The sequence below is a fragment of the Rhizobium sp. BK512 genome, assembly GCF_014194915.1.
GTDB lineage: Bacteria > Pseudomonadota > Alphaproteobacteria > Rhizobiales > Rhizobiaceae > Rhizobium.
Map to the genome: position 1 here is coordinate 393266 of NZ_JACIAS010000003.1, position 23186 is coordinate 416451.

The 23186-nt window shown below is 60.4% G+C and carries 20 protein-coding genes; 7 read left to right on the plus strand and 13 right to left on the minus strand.

Annotated features, from left to right (window positions below; genetic code table 11):
* Positions 1–67: 67 nt before the first annotated feature.
* The 3 genes from FHX06_RS12710 to FHX06_RS12720 form a co-directional block, all read right to left on the minus strand.
* The gene (locus FHX06_RS12710) at positions 68–1687 is read right to left on the minus strand and encodes a GMC family oxidoreductase (protein WP_183879512.1); all 1620 of its coding nucleotides are present in this window, start codon (positions 1685–1687) and stop codon (positions 68–70) included.
* 107 nt (positions 1688–1794) lie between these two features.
* A complete protein-coding gene (locus FHX06_RS12715) occupies positions 1795–2667 on the minus strand; it encodes an amidohydrolase family protein (RefSeq protein ID WP_113213095.1) in 873 nt (290 codons plus the stop codon).
* Entirely contained in the window at positions 2664–4376 is a 1713-nt protein-coding gene (locus tag FHX06_RS12720; protein WP_113213094.1) for an IlvD/Edd family dehydratase, read from the minus strand. The genes FHX06_RS12715 and FHX06_RS12720 overlap by 4 nt, the downstream gene beginning before the upstream one ends.
* Positions 4377–4596: 220 nt before the next feature.
* Here FHX06_RS12720 and FHX06_RS12725 point away from each other — a divergent pair, with 220 nt between their 5' ends.
* Together FHX06_RS12725 and FHX06_RS12730 are read left to right on the plus strand one after the other, a co-directional pair.
* Positions 4597–5622: a Gfo/Idh/MocA family protein gene (locus FHX06_RS12725; RefSeq protein WP_183879514.1), complete on the plus strand. Its 1026-nt coding sequence runs from the start codon at positions 4597–4599 to the stop codon at positions 5620–5622.
* A gap of 32 nt (positions 5623–5654) precedes the next feature.
* Complete coding sequence (locus FHX06_RS12730) at positions 5655–6320, plus strand: GntR family transcriptional regulator (RefSeq protein ID WP_409564405.1); 666 nt, start codon at positions 5655–5657, stop codon at positions 6318–6320.
* Positions 6321–6324: 4 nt separating this feature from the next.
* Here the strand turns inward: FHX06_RS12730 and FHX06_RS12735 are convergent, their stop codons facing one another.
* The 8 genes from FHX06_RS12735 to FHX06_RS12770 all read right to left on the minus strand — a co-directional run bounded on the left by FHX06_RS12735 (position 6325) and on the right by FHX06_RS12770 (position 15000).
* Complete coding sequence (locus FHX06_RS12735; protein WP_113213092.1) at positions 6325–7311, minus strand: PfkB family carbohydrate kinase; 987 nt, start codon at positions 7309–7311, stop codon at positions 6325–6327.
* On the minus strand, positions 7308–8363 hold the full coding sequence (locus tag FHX06_RS12740; RefSeq protein ID WP_112971770.1) for an ABC transporter ATP-binding protein: 1056 nt from the start codon (positions 8361–8363) through the stop codon (positions 7308–7310). The genes FHX06_RS12735 and FHX06_RS12740 overlap by 4 nt, the downstream gene beginning before the upstream one ends.
* Positions 8364–8388: 25 nt before the next feature.
* Positions 8389–9210, minus strand: coding sequence for a carbohydrate ABC transporter permease (locus tag FHX06_RS12745; RefSeq protein WP_113213091.1), 822 nt, complete (start codon positions 9208–9210; stop codon positions 8389–8391).
* Positions 9210–10148 carry a carbohydrate ABC transporter permease gene (locus FHX06_RS12750; RefSeq protein ID WP_112546396.1) on the minus strand — a complete coding sequence of 313 codons (939 nt, stop codon included), beginning with the start codon at positions 10146–10148 and terminating at the stop codon, positions 9210–9212. Before FHX06_RS12750 ends, FHX06_RS12745 begins: the two co-directional genes overlap by 1 nt.
* Entirely contained in the window at positions 10148–11479 is a 1332-nt protein-coding gene (locus tag FHX06_RS12755; RefSeq protein ID WP_112546397.1) for an ABC transporter substrate-binding protein, read from the minus strand. The genes FHX06_RS12750 and FHX06_RS12755 overlap by 1 nt, the downstream gene beginning before the upstream one ends.
* A 52-nt stretch (positions 11480–11531) precedes the next feature.
* Positions 11532–12191 carry a GntR family transcriptional regulator gene (locus FHX06_RS12760; protein WP_112546398.1) on the minus strand — a complete coding sequence of 220 codons (660 nt, stop codon included), beginning with the start codon at positions 12189–12191 and terminating at the stop codon, positions 11532–11534.
* A 23-nt stretch (positions 12192–12214) separates the two neighbouring features.
* Positions 12215–13099: a dihydrodipicolinate synthase family protein gene (locus tag FHX06_RS12765; protein WP_183879516.1), complete on the minus strand. Its 885-nt coding sequence runs from the start codon at positions 13097–13099 to the stop codon at positions 12215–12217.
* Between the two features lie 296 nt (positions 13100–13395).
* Entirely contained in the window at positions 13396–15000 is a 1605-nt protein-coding gene (locus FHX06_RS12770) for a GH39 family glycosyl hydrolase (RefSeq protein ID WP_113213089.1), read from the minus strand.
* A 377-nt stretch (positions 15001–15377) separates the two neighbouring features.
* Here FHX06_RS12770 and FHX06_RS12775 point away from each other — a divergent pair, with 377 nt between their 5' ends.
* The 5 genes from FHX06_RS12775 to FHX06_RS12795 all read left to right on the plus strand — a co-directional run bounded on the left by FHX06_RS12775 (position 15378) and on the right by FHX06_RS12795 (position 21125).
* A complete protein-coding gene (locus FHX06_RS12775) occupies positions 15378–17279 on the plus strand; it encodes an ABC transporter substrate-binding protein (RefSeq protein ID WP_113014607.1) in 1902 nt (633 codons plus the stop codon).
* 64 nt (positions 17280–17343) lie between these two features.
* A complete protein-coding gene (locus FHX06_RS12780) occupies positions 17344–18348 on the plus strand; it encodes an ABC transporter permease (RefSeq protein ID WP_112546402.1) in 1005 nt (334 codons plus the stop codon).
* 5 nt (positions 18349–18353) lie between these two features.
* Positions 18354–19211 carry an ABC transporter permease gene (locus tag FHX06_RS12785; protein ID WP_113014606.1) on the plus strand — a complete coding sequence of 286 codons (858 nt, stop codon included), beginning with the start codon at positions 18354–18356 and terminating at the stop codon, positions 19209–19211.
* A 4-nt stretch (positions 19212–19215) separates the two neighbouring features.
* Positions 19216–20250 carry an ABC transporter ATP-binding protein gene (locus FHX06_RS12790; protein WP_183879518.1) on the plus strand — a complete coding sequence of 345 codons (1035 nt, stop codon included), beginning with the start codon at positions 19216–19218 and terminating at the stop codon, positions 20248–20250.
* A complete protein-coding gene (locus FHX06_RS12795; RefSeq protein WP_183879520.1) occupies positions 20247–21125 on the plus strand; it encodes an ABC transporter ATP-binding protein in 879 nt (292 codons plus the stop codon). Before FHX06_RS12790 ends, FHX06_RS12795 begins: the two co-directional genes overlap by 4 nt.
* Positions 21126–21159: 34 nt before the next feature.
* Here FHX06_RS12795 and FHX06_RS12800 read toward each other — a convergent pair whose 3' ends face one another.
* Positions 21160–22311: an alpha-hydroxy acid oxidase gene (locus tag FHX06_RS12800; RefSeq protein WP_183879522.1), complete on the minus strand. Its 1152-nt coding sequence runs from the start codon at positions 22309–22311 to the stop codon at positions 21160–21162.
* Positions 22312–22503: 192 nt separating this feature from the next.
* Positions 22504–23184 (minus strand): spermidine synthase, encoded by a 681-nt coding sequence (locus FHX06_RS12805; RefSeq protein ID WP_183879524.1) that lies wholly within the window; start codon positions 23182–23184, stop codon positions 22504–22506.
* Positions 23185–23186 lie beyond the last annotated feature (2 nt).

A 23186-nucleotide genomic window follows, 5' to 3' on the forward strand; every position in this document is an offset into this window, starting at 1 on the left:
ATCTCCATGCCAGTATTACTGACACTATATAGCGTCAAAATGAGCGGCATTCAATGATCGCGGCGTTTTATCGATGTCGCCGGCCGATCATGTCGGCCGCCTTGGAGCCGATCGCCATGGCTGGCGCGTTCGTGTTGCCCGACGGAATAAAGGGAATGATCGAGCAATCGATCACCCGCAGGCCATCGACCCCCCGAACCTTGAGCGTGCCATCGACCACTGCCATCGGATCGTTATCCGGCCCCATGCGCAGGCTGCCGGAGGGATGATAGTTGGTCTTGACCGTCTGGCCAGCGAATTTCGTGAGCGCCTCCTCATCCTGCAGCGCCTTGCCGGGCAGGATTTCCATGGCGATCTTCGAACGGAAAGGCTCGGTTTTCAGAAGCCGCCGCGCCGTTTTCAGAGACGCCAGGGTGAGGCGCAGGTCATCGGGGTCGCCGAAGAAATTGCAGTCGACGAGCGGCTGCTCGGCCGGGTTTGCGGAGCGCAGCTTTACGCTGCCACGCGCCTTCGGGCGAAGCAGGCAGGAGGTGAAGGTCACGCCCCAGGTCGGCTTGGCGGAGGAGACATCACGATCGAGGTAGACGATCGGCGCGCAATAGAGCTGGATCGTCGGCCGCTCACCGCCATCGGGATCGTAGAAGAGGCAGGACTCGATGCCTGTCGTCGTCACCGGCCCGGAATCGAAGAGCAGATACTGAAGCCCGTTGCGGATCATCGGCCAGCCCTTGTCCTCGCCGAAATAGCCTGATTTGCCTTTCGTGGTGGCGATGACCGGAACCTCGTGATGATCCTGCAGATTGGCGCCGACACCTGGAAGGTCCGCTACCACCTCGATGCCGTGTTCGCGCAGGTGGTCGGCAGGCCCGATGCCCGAGAGCATCAGCAGCTTGGCACTGTTATAGGTTCCCGACGCGACGAGCACTTCGCGTTCGGCCATGGTCTCATGCGTCTGGCCAGCCCGCGTATAGGAGACGCCGACGGCGCGGCCGTTCTTGATGATCAGGCGATCGACGCGGGCTTCGGTGATGATCTCCAGCCTGCTGTCGCCCGAGAGCGGATCGAGGAAGGCTTTCTTCGCATCCGAGCGTTCCGTGCGCCGGTCCCATTTGGCGAATGTGTGTTGCATGATGCCGACGCCATCCTGCCTGACGCCGTTGAAATCGGGATTGTAGGGATGGCCGAGCCCCTGGGCCGCAAGGATGAAGTCCTCGGTCGTATCCGAGATATGGCGCGGCTCGGAGACGCGCAGATTGCCGGAAATGCCGTGGAATTCGTTATTGAAACGGCTGTTTGCCTCGATGCCTTTGAAATGCGGCAGCATATCCGCATAGGACCACTCGGCCCCGTTGCCGAGATAAGCGGCCCAACTGTCATAGTCCTCCTTCTGTCCGCGCATATACACCATGGCATTAACCGCGCTGCCGCCACCAAGCGCTTTTGCGACCGGCACGATCGGGCCTCGGCCGCCGAGTTGCGGCTGTGGCACCGTGTGGTGCATCTCGAGGAAATCGTCGCGGGCAAGGTATTTCATGTAACCGGCAGGAAAGGACATAAGCCTCGTCGTATCGCGCGGTCCGCGCTCGATGATGAGCACCGAAAACCCAAAATCCCGCACCAGCCGCATCGCGGCAACCGAGGCCGCGGATCCGCCACCAGCAATGATGAAGTCATAGCTCTTGCTCACATTTCCTCCGAACCGGGATGATGGTATCCGCCGACTCGCAATCGACTGACAAAACGAGTGACAACAATGACATAGATGCCACTGGCGATCGTCAAGGCGCTTTGCGCTCAGCGCCCAAAGAATAGCGTTTCGGCATTCTCGATGAAGATTTTACGGGCAAGCGCGGGGTCGCCGATTGCATCCTGCATCCCATCGATCAGGTCGGCATCATCTGGCATATCGCTCCAGAGTTCGGTGTGTGGCCAATCGCTGCCCCAGAGCAGTTTTTCCGGATGGCTGGCCGCAAGCGCGCGGACCACTTCGGCGAAGCCGGGATAGCCGCGGTCACGCGTCAGCCGATAGGGCGCCGTCAGCTTGATATATCCGCCGGCATGATCGGCTAACCGCTGCAGCGCCGGAAGATGCTGACGCCATGCGCTGTCGGTGAGCGGTATGAAGCCCAGATGATCGATGACGAAGCGGACACCGAGAGGCGGCAACCGCCCGGCGAGATCATCGATCTGGTCCGGATTGATCTGAAACTGCAGCGACCAGCCGAACTCACGGACGGCTGCAGCAAGCTTTTCGGCGGCTGACAGCGGCAGGCCGCCCTTGTTGCGGGTGTTGATGCGCACACCGCGGACGCCGAGCCCGTCGAGGCGGGCGATCTCTCCCGCATTGGTCTCGGGATCGATGACGACAATGCCGCGAAGGCGTTTCGGAAAGGCAGCCAGCGCCTCGGCAAGCACCCGGTTGTCGAGGCCGTAGACGCTCGGCTGCACGAGAATGCCCCTGCCGATACCGAGCCGGTCGGCAAAGGCGATCCAGTCGGCCGTCGTCGCGATCTCTGGCGTATAGCTGCGCGGCGTGTTGAGGGGTGCGTCCGACCGGAAGACATGGAAATGCGTGTCAATCGTGCCCTGAGGCAGCGGCTTGTTCGGAAGACGGGTCAACGGCAGACGTGGCAGGCAGAATGGCGCTTCACTATCCGGCTGGCTCATTTCCGATCCAGTTCCTCATGCTGGAGGAAGTCGAAATCGACGCCTTCATCGGCCTGCAGCACGCGCGTATGGTAGAGTTTCGCATAACCGCGCACGGGCTCGGCAGCCGATATCTCTCCAAGTTCCGCCATCCGCCGGTCGAATTCTGCCTGGTCGACGGCAAGGTCAATGCGTCTCTCCTTGACGTCGAGTCGGATGCGGTCACCGGTTCTGACGATCGCCAAGGGTCCGCCGGCGGCAGCTTCGGGGGCGATGTGGAGTACGATGGTTCCGAAGGCGGTGCCGCTCATGCGGGCATCGGAAATCCGCACCATGTCCTTGACACCTTGCCGGGCGAGCTTGCGCGGGATCGGCAGGTATCCGGCTTCGGGCATGCCCGGCGCGCCTTTCGGACCGGCATTGCGCAGGACGAGAATATCGTCGGCGCTGACGTCAAGGTCGTCGCTGTCGATCCGCAGGGTCATGTCCTCGACGGAATCGAAGACGACCGCTCGCCCCTCGTGCTGCAGCAGGTCCTTCGATGCGGCAGATTGTTTGATGACTGCGCCGCGAGGCGCGAGATTGCCATGGAGTACGGCAATGGTGCCGATCGGCTTCAGCGGCTTTTCGACGGTACGAATGATTGTCTGCCCAGGCTCATCGGGGGCGGCGTCGATCACCTCGCCAATGGTCTTTCCGTAGACCGTCTGCTGGCTGCCGTCGATCTCGTGACGAACGGCTTTCAGCAGCGTCTGCACACCGCCGGCCTCGTGGAACTGTTCCATATAGTGCTGGCCGGAGGGCTGCAGATCGACGAGAAGTGGTATGACCTTGCCCAGCCTGTCGAGCTCGGCCATGTCGAGGCGAATGCCCAGCCGCCCGGTAATGGCGGCAAGGTGGACGACGGCATTGGTCGAGCCGCCCATCGCCTGCAGGGCGACAAGACCGTTGCGGATGGCCGCTGGGGTCAGGATATCGCGGACAGTCGGTGCATCGGGGTTGGCTGCAAGCGCGGCGGCGACACGGCCCGTCTCTTCGGCAAGCCGTACCCGCTCGGATTCGGCCGCGGGTGCCGACCCCGCCCGCGGCAGGCAGAGACCCATCACCTCGGTCAGGTTGGCCATGGTGCTCGCCGTTCCCATGACCGTGCAGGTGCCGATTGAGCTTGCGAGCTTGTTATTGACATCAGTGATCTCCGCCTCGTCGATTTCGCCTGCGCGGAAGCGGCCCCAGAAACGGCGGCAATCGGTGCAGGCGCCGAGCCTTTCGCCCTTGTGATGGCCGACGGCCATCGGCCCTGTCGGCAGGAAGATCGCCGGGATCTCGCTGCTGGCGGCGGCCATGATCTGCGCCGGCAGGGTCTTGTCGCAGCCGCCGATCAGGATCACTGCATCCATCGGCTGGGCGCGGATCATCTCCTCGGTTTCCATTGCCATCAGATTGCGCAAATACATCGAGGTCGGCGAGGCGAAGCTCTCGTGGATGGAAATGGTCGGGAAGACCATCGGCATGGCGCCGGCCAGCATGACGCCGCGTTTGGCCGCTTCGATGAGCTGCGGGACATTGCCGTGGCAGGGGTTGAAATCGCTGTAGGTATTGGCAATCCCCACGATCGGGCGATCGAGGGCATCGTCCGAATAGCCCATTGCCTTGATAAAGGCCTTTCGGAGGAAAAGGGAAAAACCCTGATCGCCGTAACTCGTCAGCTTGCGACGAAGACCGCTCGACATTGTTCCTCCCTCGTCCCTTAAATTGATCTCAAGCCTAGTGGGATATGCAGGATTGTCAATAAATAAGATATGGCGACACGCATGCGAATTGGCTTGGTCGGCGATTTTTATAAAGAAAACTCAATATAATTCACGATATTTTCCGTTTTTTATCTGCATTACGCATTGGCTTTCCGGCCGGCGGCGCTTAGATTATCGATAAAACAGGGTGCGGTGATTTATGGAAGAGATCAGGCGAAGGCGTGTAGGGATTATTGGCGCCGGCTGGGTGAGTGAATATCATCTGCCGGCATGGGCAAAACAGTCGGCGCGCGCCGAGATCGTCGCGATCGCCGATCCCTCCACCGAGGCGCGCGAGGCCAAAAGCCAGCACTTTGGCATTCCACGCGCTTACGCGACTGCCGAGGCGATGCTGGCGAATGAAGCGCTCGATGCGGTCGATATCTGCGCGCCGCGCGAGGCCCATGTTGCGCTTGTGCGGCTTGCCGCGGCAAGGGGCCTCGATATCATCTGCCAGAAGCCGCTCGCGCCCAACTACGATCAGGCCGCTGCTCTCGTCGCCGGTTTGCCGCCGTCGATCCGGTTGATGGTGCATGAAAACTGGCGGTTTCGCGCTTACTATCGCCGGCTGAAGGGATGGCTGGAGGAGGGCATCGCGGGCGCCGTCAGGCAGGTCCAATTCGAATTCCTGTCGAGTGGGATGATTGCAGACGGTGAGGGCAGAAGGCCGGCGCTCGTCCGCCAGCCGTTTTTCCGCACACAGGAACGCCTTCTTGTCATGGAGGTGATGATCCATCACCTGGATACGCTGCGCTACCTGTTCGGCGAGATGGAGGTTGTTGCCGCACATATCGAGCGCAGCAATGACGACATTGTCGCCGAAGATGTTGCGTCCGTCGTCCTGCGCCGTCTGGACGACGGGGTGATCGTCACTGTAAACGCCAATCTCGCGGTGCATGGCGCTCCGCCGGCGCCGCGTGACCATCTGCGGATTTTTGGTACACAGGCGACGCTGGAACTGGACGGCATCAGTCTTTCGGCGAAGGGGCAAATCCAGCGCCTGGAGGAATTTGATGCGGATGCGGTCTATCAGGGCGCCTATGATGCAACGATCGCGCATTTCCTCGACGGGCTGGAGGGGCGTGCGGCGATGGAGACTGTTCCCGACGATAACATGAAGACGCTGGCGCTGGTTGAAGATATCTATCGGCTGAGCCGGTTCGACGCTCGAGGCAAACCGCGATAAGATGGCCAGCCGCCGGAGGATTATGGATGCAGATGCTTGACGATATCAGTGAAGGCGAGATCGAACACGACGACCTGAGCATCGCGCGTGCCCTTGAGGAAGACATCATCTTCGGACGGCTGGCGCCAGGCACGCGGCTGACCGAAGACACGCTGCTGGCGCGCTTCCATGTCACCCGCCATTTCGCCCGCCAGGCGATTGTACAATTGGAGGCGATGGGCATTGTCGTGCGCGAGCGCAACAAGGGTGCGACTGTCCGTTCGCTGACCCCTCGACAGGTGCAGGAGATCTATGACGTGCGCGAGCTGCTGCAGCGGCAGGCCGCGCTCTGGATTCCGTTGCCGGCACCCGACGAGTTGATCGCTGAACTGACGGTTCTGCATGAAGAGCACGGCCGGCATGTGGAATCCGGCTATCTGCGCGGCGTGCACGAGACGAACGACCGGTTCCACCTGGCGCTCTTCGGGGCCTGTGGCAATTCCCATCTCGTCCAGTCGATCGAACTCTATATGCGCCTCAGCCTGCCGGTGCGCGCCAATTCCATGTCCAGCAAGGAATCGCTGCAGATCTCACACGAACATCATCGGCTGATGATCGAGATGCTGAAAGGCAGGGACAACTGGGTCTTGGCGCAGCTCTGTGTCGATCACCTGCAGCCGAGCAAGAAGCGCTACCTCGCCTATGTGAGCGAAAACTGAGGTCCTAGATGGATTGGCCGGCAATCATATCGGCTACCGCCGTTGGCGTGCGATCGCCATCCCCCAGCAAAGCCGAAACCTCGGCACGCTGCGGTGCGCCGAGCCGCCCGCCAAAGGTGCTGCATTTCAACGCTGCGGCGGCAGAGGCCATCCGGATGGCCGCATTTGTCGTCAATCCCTCCGTGACCGCCAACGCATAGGCGCCATGGAAAATATCCCCGGCCGCCAGTGTGTCGACCGTCTTGACCCGAAATGCAGGCACATGTGCGACGTCAGCTGTTTCCTCGTTCCACCAATAGCTGCCGCGCTCCCCGGCGGTGACCACGATCAAGGCCTGCGGATATTGCGCCTTGAGATGCGGTACCATGCCGGCCGGATCGTCGATCTGCGAAAGGCTACCGGCTGCCGGCTCTGAAAAGATGATGTGGTCGGCGTGTTTCGCCAGCATGTCGATGGTGCGAGGCGCCGCGACATCGCCATCGAGGATTGCGGGCTTTCCGGCTGCCCTTGCTGCTTGCAGGACCTTCAGGGCAAGAGCGGGCCAGCGCACATCCACCATGACGGCATTGAACGCCGCGAGATCGTCGGCCGTGACCTCCTTAACGTGTTCGTGCAGTCGCGGATCGTAGAAGGGAACGATCAGCCTTTCGCCATCGTCGTCGATGAGGATCATCGAAACGGCCGAACGGGCGCCGGCAACCCGGGCGCTGCCGCCGACATCAATTCCCGCTTGTTCGAGCTCTGACAGGATCTGCTGGCCGGCCGGATCGTCGCCGACTGCACCCCACAGGCTTGCAAGACCACCGAGGCGCACGATCGCATAGGCCGCACTGGAAGCCATGCCCTCGGCCACTTGCAGCATTTCATAGGGCAGAACCTTACCCGGCGTCTGCGGGATCGTGCGGACACGAAACAGTGTATCGAGCACGGCAGCACCGACGCAGAGCACGTGGCGCGGCTTGCTGCCCGCATCGGAGAAGGTCGGGCTCAAATGCGTCGGCCAGTTGACTTGTCGAAGAGATGGACACTTGCCGGATCGATCGCGATCGAAACTGTATCGCCGTACGCGATTGCCAGCCGTTCACGGAAGAGGCAGGAAATCTGTTCGCCATTGCAATCCAGCTTGGCGAAGATTTCCGATCCCGTTCCCTCGACGATTTCGGCACGGCCGCCAATGCCGCCTTGGCTGGCGCGAATATGTTCGGGACGGATACCGTAGACAAGCTGACCAGCGGGTGGTGCGCTCTTGATGTTTTCCGGCAGTGGCAAGATGAGGCCCATTTCGGTGCGGAAGACACCTTCTTCAATCCTGCCGTCGATGAAATTCATCGAGGGCGAGCCGATAAAGCCGGCGACGAAGAGATTGGCGGGGCGGTCATAGAGTTCCAGGGGAGCGCCGACCTGCTCGATGACGCCATCATGCAGAACAACGATCTTGTCAGCCATCGTCATCGCCTCGATCTGGTCGTGGGTGACATAGATCGTCGTCGTCTTGATACGCTGATGCAGCGATTTGATTTCGGCGCGCATCTGCACGCGCAGTTTCGCATCGAGATTGGAAAGCGGCTCGTCGAACAGGAAGACTTGCGGATCGCGCACCAATGCGCGGCCCATGGCGACACGCTGACGCTGGCCCCCTGAGAGCTGTTTGGGATAACGGTCGAGCAGCTTTTCAAGGCCAAGGATGTTAGCCGCCTTAGTGACCCGTTCGGAAATCTCCGACGTATCGGCCTTTTTCAGCTTCAGAGCAAAGCCCATATTGTCGGCGACGCTCATATGCGGATAGAGCGCATAGTTCTGGAAGACCATTGCGATATCGCGGTCGCGGGCCCTCAGGTTGCTGACGTCACGAGCACCGATCCGGATTTCGCCGTCGCTCATTTCCTCCAGGCCGGCAATCATGCGCAGCAGGGTGGATTTGCCGCAGCCGGACGGACCGACGAGCACAACGAATTCTCCGTCGGCGATATCAACGCTGATGTCCCTGATGACATTGACGGCGCCAAAGCGTTTCTGGACGTTTCGAATATTCACATTTGCCATGTTGATGGTCCTTTGAATGCCTGGGTCAGCCGCCCTTGACGGCACCAGCCGTCAGGCCCGCAACGATCTGCTTTTGCGCAAACATGGTGAGTACCAGCACGGGCAGGGTTACGATGAGTGCGGCTGCAGCAAGCGGCCCCCAACTGACCTGCTCGAACGAGAGCATGTTATAGACGGCCACAGGCAGGGTTCTGGTCTCGCGGCTGGCAAGCACGATGCCGAAGACGAAGTTGTTCCAGGAGAAGATGACCGAAAGGATGAAAGCCACGACGATGCCGGGCTTGGCGATCGGCAGCGCCACCAGACGGAAGACCTGCCAGGAGGTCGCACCGTCGATGCTGGCCGCCTCTTCAAGCTCCATCGGCGTCGTTTCGAAATAGCCGATCATGATCCAGACGACGATCGGCACCGTTACCACCAGATGGATGATGATCTGCGGCCAGAGCGTGCCGAGAAGGTTCAGCCACTGGAACAGCAGGAACAGCGGAATGAGGAAGGACAGGCCTGGCGTCATGCGGGCGATCATGATGACCATGGCGGAACGCTCCGCCTTGAGCCGCGCGATGCCGTAGCCGGCGGGTACGCCGATCAGCAGCGCGAGCAAGGTTGCGCCGCCGGTTACGAGGATCGAATTCCAGAAATAGAGGAAGAAATTATTCTCCTCGAAGACTTTCATGTAATTCGACCAGGCGAAACGCTCGGGGATGAAGATCGGCGGATAGGCGCCATTGTCGATTTCATATTTCAGCGACAGCGAGATCATCCAGAGAAAGAACAGGATGACAGGGGAGACCATGACGAGGGCGACAAACAGCAGCCCGATGCGTTCGATCGTCTTGCGCTTCATCAGCGTGTCTCCGTGTCGGACCAGTTGGCGCGCTGCCGGATCATCATCAGGACGAAGGAAAGCGCGACAATCATGATGAAGAAGACGACCGCCATCGCCGACCCGTAGCCGATGTCATAGTAGGAGAAGGCCGTATTATAAAGATAGATGTTGATCGTCTCCGATGCGGTGCCTGGCCCGCCCTGTGTCATCGCATAGATGATATCGAAGCTCTTGACCGCATCGATGCTTCTGATCATCACGCCGATCATCAGGAAGGGTGCGATCATCGGCAGGGTCAGGTAGCGGAACTTCTGCCAGGCGTTGGCGCCGTCGATTTCGGCACTCTCATAGGGTTCGCGCGGAACGGCCGCCAGGCCCCCGAGAACGATCAGCATGATCAGCGGTGTCCATTGCCAGGTCTCGACCAGCACGAGCGAGGGAATGACGCTGTTCTGGTTGTAGATCCATTCCTGCGGCCCGATGCCCACGAGCGACAGCAGGTAATTGAGCACGCCGAGCTGCGGATGGAACATCATCGTCCAGACGAGCGCTATGGCGACCGGTGTCGCCATCATCGGCATGACGAAAACGCCCCGCAGCAATCCGCGGAACGGAAACTGTGCGTCGAAAATCAGGGCGGCGAGCGTGCCCAGGATGAGCGGGGCGACGACGGCAAGCAGCGTGTAGAGCGCCGTGTGCCAAAGCGATTCCCAGAAGCGCATGTCCACCAGCAGCCGGGTGTAATTGTCCAGACCGGCAAAAACCACCGGCTGGCCCAGGGTCCAGCTGTTCACGCTCATCCAGAGCGTAAACACCCAAGGAAACACGATGACCGCGGCGATGACGAGCAGCGCCGGGACAACGAAGGGCCAGTAGTTTGGAGCAAGCCGACCTGGCTTGCTCCTCCCGTTTGCGATGCTATTCGATCGCGTGGTGTCCATGCTCACGGATGCCATTATCCCTCGCTTCGGGCCAGTACCGGTTCGAACTGCGCCGTGGCGCTCTTCAGTTCCGCTGCCGGATCGGCGCCGCCGATCATGTTGGTCAAGCCGACGCCATAGATGTCGCGGAACTCGGTGACCGGAATGATGACCGGCAGCGCGAGCTGCGAGACCTTTGCCGAGCCCGCAACGGCATCGACCCAGGTGCTCGGCATGGTGACGCCCTCGCGAACCTTGGCGTCTTCGAGAATCGAATTGCGGAAGGGCACGCCGGCACCCGCCTGCAGAAGGCGCGCGCCCATGTCGTGGGAAATGACCCACTGGCAGAAGAGATAGGCCGCTTCCTTGTTCTTGCTGGCGGCGGTGACGCCGATGCCGTCACCGGTCGTGGCGGCCGCCTGTGCCTTTGGTCCCTTCGGCATGATGCCGTAGCCGACCTTGCCGACGACGCGGGACTTTTCCGGATTCTCGATCGGCGGCGCGAAGCCAACGCCATCGAGCCACATGCCGACCTTGCCCTGCAGGAAGGCAGACTGTGCCTCCGCCCAGTTGAAGCCGGATACGCCAACAGGCGCAGACTTCGTCATCAGGCGCTGATACATCTTGGCCGCCTCGACGGCTTCGTCAGAGGTCGTGCGCAGCTTTCCATCCGGGCCGAGCGGCGTCGAGCCATAGCCGAGCAGCAGGGTGGTCCAAACCGGAACGTTGGCATTCTTGAGGCCACGAGCCACGAAGCCGTAGGTATTGGAGGACTTATCGGTCAGGGCTTCAGCGGCACTAGCCATCTCATCGAATGTCGACGGATAGGACAGGCCCTTCTTCTCGAACAGTTCCTTGTTCCAGTAGACGATCCAGTAGTCCACCGAGAAGGGAAGCGAGCGCAGCACGCCTTGCGAGTCCTTGGCAAACTGCAGGCCGGCTTCTGCAAAATCGCTTTCGACCAGAGATGGGTCGGTCAGCGACGGATCCTTGATGAAGCCGCTGATGTCGGCAAGCCAGCCGCCCTTTTCGAACTGGCGCTTCTGGACGTGATAGCTGAGGTGCACGACGTCGAAGCTGGGCTTGCCGGAGCTGAGTTCGATCGTCGTCTTCTGGCGCTGCTGCTGCTCCGGTGTTGCCTCGGCATTGACCTTGATGCCGGTCAGCGCTTCGAACTCGCTCAGATATTTGAGGATCGTCTCGCTACGCGGGCTCTTGACGAGATTGACCTCGAGCGTCGTTCCGGCAAAGCGCTTCCAGTCGACGGCCGCCGAAGCAGGCCTGATGCCGAGAAGCCCGGCAGCGCCGACGGCTGCTGAACCGGCCAGAAAGTTTCGGCGCGTCGGACGAATGAATGATGATGACATGCTGCTCTCCTCCTCTTGTGTGGCCTGCGATCTCCTCACCGCAGGCGTCAGTCTAAATTCTCAGCGCGCGACTTCGCGCGTGATTGATATGTGCGGCAAGCGCATCGATGGCCCCTTGCGCATTCCTTTGCTCAATGGCCTCCAGTACGCGAAGATGCTCACCCATGACGGGGCCGACGCGCCCGTCGATGCGGAAGCGTTCCTGGCTGATCAGGCGCATCTTGATGGAGTTGACGCGGTAGGCGTTGGAAATGATCGTGTTGCCTAGCGCATCGATGAAGGCGTCATGCATGCCCCAGTCGACAGCCTGGGCATGGATCTCCAGTTCATGGGAATGATTGCCGGCCTCGATTGCCGCGACGATCTCACGATGCTGATTCAGGAGCGCCGCGATCGCCGCGTCGCTTGCCGTCTCTGTGAAGATCCCGACGGCTTCCTTTTCGAGAAAAAGCCGGAGCTGGAAGGCTTCGCGAATGAGGTTCAGGTCGATATGGGCAATCTGAAGCCCGCGCTGCGGCACGGTCTTGATCAGGCCCTCGGCTTCTAGCCGCGGTATAAGTTCGCGAATAGCTCCGAGCGTCAGGCCGGTCAGTTCGACAAGCCTGCGCTGCGAGACGAATTGCCCGGGACGGACGTCACGCGCCAGCAGATGCCTGGTAAAGCTTTCATAAGCTTTCTCTCTCAGCGTCGGCTGCTCGTCCGCTCCATCCATCGGGCTCTCCTCGTACATGACCGCTATGCTGCCTTTGTGCGAAAAAGTCCGTCAAAGGCAAGGGCAAGCTCGCGTCTGCCATCGGCGGAGATTGACGTCAAAGGAGGGCGAACCGCAAGCCATCTATCATCGCCAGTCATTTTTGCCACCATGACTTTCACAGCCGGCGTCACGGGATGCTTGAGAAGTTCGCCAACGAACTGTTCGACGCGCGGATCGTCATTGCCGTCGACGGCCATGGCGCGGACTTCGTGCGGCGCAAAATTGGCCATGCCCGAAATCGCACCCTGACCTCCCATGCGCACACCCTTGGCGAGGTGCCGCTCGTCGCCGATCAGGATGATCAGGTCGCCATGCTGGCGCAGCAGGGTTTCGGTGTAGGGCCAGTCGCCGGAGGAGTCCTTGACGCCGGTGACGATAGAGGGGAAAGCCTTTCGCAACCGGCTGATCAGGTCGATGCCCAACGCGACCATCGTGACCGAGGGAATATTGTAGGCCAGTACATCACGGGCTGCGTCGCCGACACGCGCAAACACATCGGCAAACCAGGCAAAGATACCATCATCGCTGACGTTTTTGAAATAGGAGGGCGGGGCGAGAAGGATACTGCGCACGCCCTTCGACAGGGCCTGTGACATCTGCTGCGCCGCATCCTCCGCCGCATCGACGAGCACACCGACGACGATCTGCCGGGGCTGAACGCCGGCGGCAATAAATGCGTCGAGGATCCGTTCGCGTTCCTGGCTGCCGATCGACGCGCCTTCGCCTGTTGTTCCGAACAGAGTGACGCTGGCGCAACCCGAATCAAGGCTTCGCTTTGCCTGGGCGAGCATGACCTCGGCGGCGATGGCGCCGCTGCGGTCAAAAGGTGTCGCCAATGCGACCGACAAACCAAACCCCGTCATCAATATGTCTCCTTCATGTCAGTACTGTATGGCTAACATGTCAGTTATTAGGTGTAAACCTGTTTGTGGTAAATTGGTCTCTTAATGGCAAAGGGCTGTGGAATGTTGGAGCGTCGCGGTCTCGGGGACAGGCGGCTCGTTGTTGCCCGCGGTGTTGCGCGGGATGGTCTCGACGGCGCCAATTGTGGCGCAATGAAGCGACACGCGGTCAATGACGTGACGATGACCGCGCGCCGGATTGCTCTGAGGTGGTTACGGAGCGCAACTTGGAGGGTTGCGCTCCCACTTTTCCCGCCGTCTCACCAGTCCAGGCGCAGGAGAGAAACGCCCTGACGCGGCAGGGAGAAGGTGAGATTGATCTTGCCGTCGCGGACCGAAACAGACGCCTTGTGGTCGATCTCGGCGAGCCTTCCCGAGGCCTCGAGTCTGGCGTAATCGGCGCCCGCGATATCCTGCGGCTTGCCCATTTCCTTCCAGATGCGGAAGGAGTTGGAATGCTGCTCGTCCATGCGGAAATGCTTGAGCGCGGCCGGACGATTGCCCCAGCCGTCAATCGCCAGGCTGATATCGGCAGCGGGGCCTGCCTCGTCGTCATCATGATAGTGCCAGACGAGAACGGAGACGCCCTTGTCGTCGCGGGTCGCAACGACGTTGACGTCGGGCTTGTCGCGAACGCCGTGGCTCATGATATCCTCGATATCGCGGCGATAGTCGCTTTCGGATTCCAGCCACTCGCCGCCAAGCTTGCCGAGCATCCGGAAGCCGTTCAGCACCGCCTTGTCGACGCCGTTGGTCGCGAGGTCCCGGAAGCCGTCGAAATAGGGCTGGTCGTCAAAAAGGAAGGCCCAGGTCACCGCACCTTCGATCTCGATATTGGCTCGGCGCGACAGCTCATAAGTGCGGATCATGCTCTCGACGACATAGACGCCGTAGAGCGGTCCGTTGCGGTAGCCGTTCTGCGGGTGGACGCGGGCCGAGCAGGCCGCACAGCCTTCCGGGTCGGATTCGCCGATGACGACGGGCAGATGCCGAAGCTCGGGGAATTCGTTGATAATGGCGAGATTGGTTTCGATGTCGCGCAGCTGCTTGTGCAGACCCATGCGCACATGGCCGTCGAAGATGACCGGATTGCCCTTGGCATGGAAGGCGATAAAATCGATCGGCGGCTTGTTCTCGACAACATGGCGCAAAAAGGCGCGCAGGAAAGTCTGCGCCTTCTCATTGGCGAAGCCGCCGCACGTGTGCGGACCGCCGACGCGTGCTTTCGGCAGGGCGCGTTTTACGGCACGTGCGCTCGCATCATACATGGCGCAGAATTCCGGAATCGTACCCGTCCAGTAATGGCCGTCGGGTTCATTCCAGACTTCCCAGGGCCAGGAGGAGACGACATCTTCGCCGTAGCGATCGGCGAGATGCCGCGCCCAGGCCTCGATGAGGTCTCCCCATTTTTTCAGGTCCTTCGGCGGCGCGGTCCAGCCGGTGGTGATTGTTGCGTATTTATCCGCCGGCTCCCAATGATGCTTGTAGGGACCGTCGAAATCGGAAAGCGCCTCCGGCGTGAAGCCGATCTGGATCAGCGGAATGTTGCCGGCCTCGACATAGGCGTCGAAGATCTGGTCGATGATCGTCCAGTCATAGACGGGATTGCCGTTCGCATCCTCCGTATAGGCATTGGTCGAGCCCCATTTCAGTGCCGGCTTGCCGTCGCCGCTCGTCAACAGATTGTGGGTACGAATGCGCGGAGCGACGGGGCTGAGTTCTGTCAGCTCCTTCAGAAGCTTCTTGCCATGGGGGGAATAGGTGTAGTTCGGCTCGTCATAACCGAACCAGTTCCACAGCGGTTTATACGCCCCTGTCGGCCTGCCGGCGTGAACGTTGATGGTCACGTCATAGGAACTCGTCATCGTCTTTCCTCTTGAACGGCCAAGCCTCGGCCTCCTCCCGAAGGCTAACCGACCAATATTGTGATGAGTTGCGGCTGTCTTGGGAGGGCGCCGCGCTCGCCGCAAAAGCTAAGCGAAATGACCATTTTGTCAATAATATAAAAAATGACGATTAAATGGGTGATGAAAAATGCCGGTATTTACGAGAGTTTTTGGCATTTAAAAAATTACCTGTTGCCGTTTGGCGAAAAATTGTCGATAAATGTTGAGGCGAAACTTGTCGTCTGGAGGAGCCATATGGACTATCAGGTCCCTATGAAGACGCTTTCGCCGGAACGCGATCGATAACGGATTACGGGAAGCGCCCGCCTCTGCGGGCCAAGGAGGAGGAGCGTCCGATGAAGTTCCCAAGATTTGCAGCCATTGCCTTATTGTCTCTAGCCGCTCTGCCTGCTTATGCGCAGGATTTCATTGCCGGTATTCCGCGCAATGAAACTCTGATCATCCAGGGCACGCCGCAGCAGAATGCCGACTGGTTTAATGTCTGGGCTCCGGGCGGTGGCGGGTCTGCCAATGTCAACGGCCTGCAGCAGCTGACGACCGATACGTTCTGGTTCATCAATCCGGAGGGTGGTCCGGATGCCTGGCAGAATGCGCTCGCTACCGAGCCGCCGGCCTATAATGCCGATTTCACGCAAATGACCGTGAAGCTGCGCAAGGGCATCTATTGGAGCGACGGTGTCGAATTCACCAGCGACGACGTGGCCTATACGGTCAAGACTCAGATCGACCATCCCGGCATGTCCTGGAGCGCGCCTTTTTCCGTCAACGTTGCCAGCGTGGAAAACCCAGATCCGCAGACGGTGATCTTCCATCTCAAGAAGCCGAATTCGCGCTTCCACACAGTGTTCACCGTGCGCTGGAACGCTGCCTGGATCATGCCGAAGCATGTCTTCGAAAAGGCCGGCGATCCCCTGGCATTCAAGAACAATCCGCCTGTCTCGCTCAGCGCCTATGTGCTGCAGAGCTATGACAAGGCTGGCAACTGGACCATCTGGAAACTGCGCGACGACTGGCAGCGCACTTCGATCGGCATGGCTGCCAAGGAGCCGCCGCAGGTGAAATATGTCGTCTATCGAGCCGCCGGCAACCCGGAAGCCCGCGTCATCGAGCAGCGCAATCATAATCTCGACGTGATCAACGACATGGCACCCGAGGGCATGTTTGCGATGATGCGCGACAGCAAGAGCGTCGCCTCCTGGCTGAAGGGCTTCCCCTTCGCCCATCCCGATCCGACCCTGCCTTCCGTGCTGCTCAACACCAAGAAGCCGCCCTTCGATAACAAGGATGTGCGCTGGGCGCTGGCATTGATGATCGATATCCGCGCCGTGGCCCTCGGCTCCTATCGCGGTGCCGCCAATCTGGCTGCTCTCGCCACGCCGCCGACCGGCTCGGCTCCGGACGATTATTACGCACCGATGCAGGACTGGCTCACCAATTTCGAGCTCGATACCGGCAGCCGCAAGATCAAGCCCTATGATCCCAATATCTCCGCCCAGATCGCCACCATGGTGCGTGGCCAGTGGGGTGACCAGATCCCGACCGATCCGAAACAGCTGCAGCGTACCTTCGGCTTCGGCTGGTGGAAGCAGGATGTTCAAGCTGCAACCGAGCTCCTGCAGAAGGCCGGTTTCAAGAAGAGCGGCAATCAATGGATGAAGCCTGACGGCACGCCGTTCACGATCCGCCTGCAGGTCGAGGGCGACGCCATTCCGACACTCGCGCGTGCCGGCACCGTTATCGCCCAGCAATGGAGCCAGAACGGCATCGCTACAAAGGTGGATGTTGCCGGTCCGACCAACGGTCAGCGCCTTAGTGCCGGCGATTACGAAGCCGCAATCTACTGGAGCATTGAGACCTGGGGCGGTCATCCGGATCTGTCCTTTTTCCTGGACAGCTACCATTCGGAATTCATCAAGCCGCTCGGCCAGATCCAGCCGCCGCGCAACCTGCAACGCTGGCAGGATCCGCGTCTCGATCAGATCATCGCGAAGAACCGGTCCATCGCCTTTGACTCGCCCGACGTCACCAAGGTCGGTCAGGATTTCCTGAAGCTCGCGGTCGAAGAGATGCCGATGATTCCGCTGATGGCCTATAACAAGTTCGCCCCGTTCGACACGACCTACTGGACGAACTATCCGAGCGCTGAAAACCCCTATTCCGCCTCGGGTCCGAACTGGTCGAACATTCGTTATATGGTGACCGGCCTGAAGGCCAATCCGGACGCTCCGAAGAACTGATCGCGTCGACACGGGAGTGGCCGATTGCCGGCCGCTCCCCTTCTGCTACTGGAGGATGGATGCCATGAATGGCTTTCTGATCTATGCGGGTAAACGTTTCCTGCAGTTCCTTTTCGTGGTCGTCACCGGCATCACGCTCGCATTCCTGATCGCGCATTTCTCGCCTGTTGATCCGGTGGAGCAGACCGTGTCGCTCTTGACGAGTTTCGGCTCGACCGATCCACAATCGGTTGAAATTCTGCGCGAATCGCTGCGGGAGCTCTATGGAACCGGCGGCCCGCTTATCGATCAGTATTTCACTTTCTGGGGACGGGTGCTGACCGGTGATTTTGGTCCGTCGCTGTCGTCCTTCCCGACACCGGTCATGACCGTCATCGGACGCGCCTTGCCCTGGACCGTCGGCCTTCTGACACTTGCTACGATCATCGCATGGATCATCGGCAACCTGCTCGGCGCGCTTGCAGGCTATTTCCGCAACAGCCGGCTGCTCAAGCTTGCCGGCATCGTCATCATGGCACTGCAGCCGATCCCGACCTACATTATCGGCCTCAGCCTCGTTATTCTCTTTGGTTTCGTCTGGCCGATCCTGCCGATCAGTGGCGGCGCGCAGGTCAATCTCACGCCCGCTTTCAGCTGGGCCTTCATCAGCTCGGTTATCGAACACGGCATTCTGCCGGCGCTGACGCTCGTGCTCGTCGGCATCGGTGGCTGGTTCATCTCCATGCGTTCGCTCGTTTCCAACATCGTCACCGACGATCATGTCGTTTATGCCGAGCTCGGCGGCGTGCGCTCGAGCAGCATCTTTTCGTATTATGTGGCCCGCAACGCCATGTTGCCGCAGGTCACGGGTCTCGCGCTCAGCCTCGGCAATGTCTTCGGCGGTGCCGTCATCGTCGAGTTCGTCTTCAACTATCCAGGCATCGGCAAGCTGCTGATCTCGGGCATCTATTCCGGCGATTACAGCCTGGTCCTGGGTGTCACGACCATCGCCATCATTGCCGTCGCTGCGGCCGTCTTCGTGATCGATATCATCTATCCGCTGATCGATCCGCGCGTGAAACTGGGATAATAGCGATGTTCAAGATCCTCAGAGACCTGCTTCGTTACAACCGCGAATTCCTGCTCGGGACGATCCTGATCCTGATCATTGTCGGGTTGATCGTCTCTTCCTTCTTCTCGCCTTATGACGAGAACGCCATTTATGTCGTGATCCCCGACATGCCGCCATCCGCCGAATTCTGGTTCGGCACGACTTCGCGCGGCCAGGATGTTTTCTGGCAGATCGGCGCGTCGCTGCGCAACACGCTGCTCTTCGGCATTATCGTCGCCGTTATCAGCCGCCTCATCGCGCTCGTCGTCGGCCTCGTTTCCGGTTACATCGGCGGCCGCACCGATCAGATCATCATGGGCATCAACGATACGCTGGGCGCATTGCCAAACATCCCGATCCTGCTTCTTCTGGTCTTTGTCCTGCGTGACCAGATGACATGGTCGATGCTGGCGGTCGTCGCAGCCCTGCTCGGCTGGACGCATGACAGCCGGCTCATCCGCTCCGTCGCGTTATCGCTACGGCAACGGGAATTTACCCGGCACGCCGTCTTTTCGGGCATGCGCACGTCGCAAATCCTCGTTCGCGAACATCTTCCCTATGTCATGCCGATCGTCTTCTTCACGACGATGAACAATCTCATCTGGGCGATCGGCCTGGAAGTGACGCTCTCCATTCTCGGTTTTTCCGACATCAACCGGCCGACGATCGGTGGCATGATCTACTGGGCCAATGCGCATTCGGCCATGGTTGCCGGCATCTGGTGGTGGGTGGCCTTCCCGATGCTGTTCGTGGTCATCCTCTTCCTTGGCCTCTTCATGCTCGCCATGTCGGTCAACGAATATATCGATCCGCGCTCGCGGCTGGCCCGGATGGGAGCCTGAGACGATGCAGAATTCTTTGAGGAAAGCACCTTTGACCCTCGTCGAAAACTCCCGGGACGCGCTGACGATCGACGGGCTCAAATGCTACTACGTCAACGATTATTTCGGCGTCCGGCGCGAGATCAGGGCCGTCGACGATATCAGCCTGACTGTACGCAAGAACGAAATCTACGGCATCGCCGGAGAATCCTCGAGCGGTAAGACCTCGCTCATCAAGACCCTTGCCGGCGCCATTCGCCCGCCGATGCGGGTCGTCGGCGGCACGGTCAATTTCAATTTCGATGGCAAGCCGATCGATGTCTATGGCGAACCGCAAAAGATGCGGGCTGCGCGCTGGCGACATCTTTCCTACATCATGCAGGGCTCGATGAACGTGCTCAACCCGGTCCGGCGGGTGAAGCACGCTTTCAACGATTTCGCCTCCCGCCACATGGGTCTGGATCAAGTGGCCTTCCGCCAGCGGGTCGAGGCGCATCTTGCCCGCCTGCATCTCGACCCGCACGTCCTTGAAGCCTTTCCGCACCAGCTCTCCGGCGGCATGCGCCAGCGGCTGACCATTGCGCTTGCGACCGTCTGCGAACCGGAATTCATCATCGCCGACGAGCCGACGACGGCGCTCGACGTTTTGGTGCAGCAGGATGTTCTTGCGTTGATCAAGGAAGTGCAGACACGTATGCAGGCCTCGGTCATCTTCGTGACCCACGATATGTCCGTCCATGCTGCCATCACCGATCGCCTTGCGATCATGTATGCGGGGCGGCTCGCCGAAGAAGGGCCGACGCAGGCGATCTTCGACAATCCGCAACATCCCTATACGGCTCATCTGATCGGCAGCCTGCCACGCATCGGCGATACGAGGACGCGGAAGAGCCTGCAGGGCAAACCTCCGGCGCTCTCGAACCCGCCGTCGGGATGTCGCTTCCATCCACGGTGTCCGATTGCGATCGACAGGTGCTCGAAGGAGGTTCCTGTCATGCAGCCGAGCGCGACCGGCGGGCGCGTGGCATGTTTCAGGGCAGGGGAGTACAAGATCCAATGAGTGGCGAACACCTTCTCCAGCTTGAAAATGTCAGCAAGTTCTTTCCGATCGGCGGTTTCTTTTCACGCGCCAGGATGACGGCAGTCGATGACGTGAGCTTTGCGCTTGCGGCTGACAGGCCAGAGATTTTCACGATCGTAGGCGAATCCGGCTCCGGCAAATCCACGCTCGCCAAGATGATCCTCGGCAGCGAGGCCGCAGATCGCGGCACCATCCGCTTCGACGGCGCCGACATTGGCGATATCAGCAGCCGTAGCGCCCGCGAAGCCTTCATGACCAAGGTTCAGCCGGTTTTCCAGAATCCCTTCGAAGCCTTCAATCCGCTGACGCGCATCGACGAGTATCTATATGCTACGGCACATCGCTTTAAGGGTGCGAAGAGCCGCGCCGAAAGGGAGGCCTTGGCAGATACGGCGCTGCAGCGGGTCGGCCTGTCCATTGCGGAGGTTCGAGGACGTTATTCGCACGAATTGTCCGGTGGCCAGCTCCAGCGCATCGCGGTGGCACGCGCGCTCATTCCCGAACCGAAGCTCATCGTCGCCGACGAGCCGGTTTCCATGGTGGATGCGTCACTGCGCATGTCGATCGTCAATCTCTTTCGCGAATTGCGCGATACGTTGAAGGTATCGATCATCTACATCACTCATGATCTCGCGACCGCCTATTACATAGCCGACCGTGTCATCATCATGCGCAAGGGCGTGGTCGTCGAAAGCGGTGACGCGCGTACCGTGCTGGACAATCCGCAGCACGAATATTCGTTCGCCTTGAAGAATGCCGTGCTGCCGCCCGATCCCCGCGAGGCGTCGACGATCATTCGCCAGCGCCGGCAGGACGTCGGTGCACCTGCGCCCCGCGAGATCGTCGGGGCCTGATAAGGTCCGGGCCGCGAGAGCGCAGTGCTCCGTCTCAGGAGGTGCGGAAACGCAGGTTGCCGGCCGACAGCTCGCTGACGGAAGCGGCGCCCATCAGCTTCATGCCACGCTCGATTTCCGTCCGTATTTGCAGGAGCGCCCGCTCGACCCCGGCTTGGCCGGCGGCTGCAAGCGGGAAGAGATAATAACGCCCTACCCCGACCGCCTTGGCGCCGAGCGAGAGTGCCTTGAGCACATGCGTGCCGCGCTGGATGCCGCCGTCGACCATGACGTCGATCCTGTCGCCGACGGCATTGACGATTTCCGCCAGCTGGTCGAAGCCGCTGCGTGAACCGTCGAGCTGGCGGCCGCCGTGGTTGGAAAGCACGATGCCGGTGCAGCCGATATCTATGGCGCGCTTGGCATCCTCGACCGTCATGATGCCCTTCAGGCAGAATTGCCCGCCCCAGGTCTTCACCATGTCGGCGACATCGTCCCAGTTCATGGCGGGGTCGAGCATCTCGGTAAAGTAGCGGCTGATCGACATGGTGCCGCTGCCCATGTCCACATGGCTGTCGAGTTGCGGCAGGCGGAATTTCTCATGGGTGAAATAGTTGATTGCCCAGGCCGGTTTGACGGCAAACTGCGCCATGCCCGACAGGTTGAGCTTGAACGGGATGGCAAATCCGGTGCGCTTGTCGCGCTCGCGATTGCCGCCGGTGATGCTGTCGACGGTCAGCATCATCACCTGCACGCCCGCCTGCTTCGCCCGCGCCATCATTTCACGATTGAGGCCGCGATCCCGATGGAAGTAGAACTGGTAGACCTGTGGCCCGCTGCTGATCTTGCGTGCTTCTTCCAGGCTGATCGTGCCGAGCGAGGAAACGCCGAACATCGTGCCGAACTTGCCGGCCGCATGAGCAACCGCACGTTCGCCTTCATGATGGAAGAGCCGTTGTAGGGCCGTCGGCGAGCAATAGACCGGCATGGCGAGCTTCTGGCCCATGACGGTGACCGACATATCGACCTCGCTCACGCCGCGCAGAACGCTTGGCAGAAGGTCGCAGCTTTCGAAGGATGAAGTATTGCGCCGGTAAGTCACCTCGTCGTCGGCTGCGCCATCGATATAGTTGAAGATCGGCCCGGGAAGGCGCTGCTTGGCGAGGCGGCGGAAATCGTGGAAGTTATGGCAGTCTGAAAGGCGCATACCCGTATCCAATCGAGGGCCGGCGCGTCATGCCTCCGCATGCGGCTCGGCCGATGAATGGCCGCGAGACCTCCTCGTCGTCGCGATCCGTGATCTATGGGATACGATTATTACCGCACCAATCTCAAGCTCTCTTGCCCATGCATCCGTCGCCTTTGCTGATAAAGATGCATTTTATTGCCGGGGGGTCGGTCAGCGGCCGGGCTTGACTGCGAGCCAGATGACGTGGCGCGCGCCGCCGCGCTTGCCGTTGGCGCGCGTATTGACCGCATCGACGGCAAAGCCGCAATCCTTCAGCCGCCGTGTGAAGGACGGATCCGGCCCGGAGGACCAGACGGCCAGCACGCCGCCGGGACGCAGGGCCTCTCGGGCGGATTTAAGCCCGGCATAATCGTAGAGTCGGTCATTGGATTTGCGGGTCAGGCCGTCAGGCCCATTGTCGACGTCGAGAAGGATCGCGTCATAGCCGCCCTTTCCGGCGCGGATCGCTTCGCCGACATCCCCGTGGTGGATCGACACACGCGGATCGTCAAGGCAGCCTCTGAAAACCTCAGCCATCGGGCCACGTGCCCAGGCAACGACTTCCGGGATCAGTTCGGCAACGACGATAGTGGCATCCTCGGGCACGACCGCAAGAGCGGCCCGCAGGGTAAAGCCCATGCCGAGCCCGCCGATCAGGATCTTCGGCTTCGGATGCGATTTGATCCGTTCAAAGGACAGAGTAGCGAGTGCTTCTTCCGAACCGCTGAGGCGACTGTTCATCAGCTCGTTGGTGCCGAGCATGATGGAAAATTCACTGCCGCGCTGCTTCAGTCGCAGCTCTCCACCGTCGCCGGGGATGGTCGCGGAATCGAGCTGGATCCAGGGAAGCATGG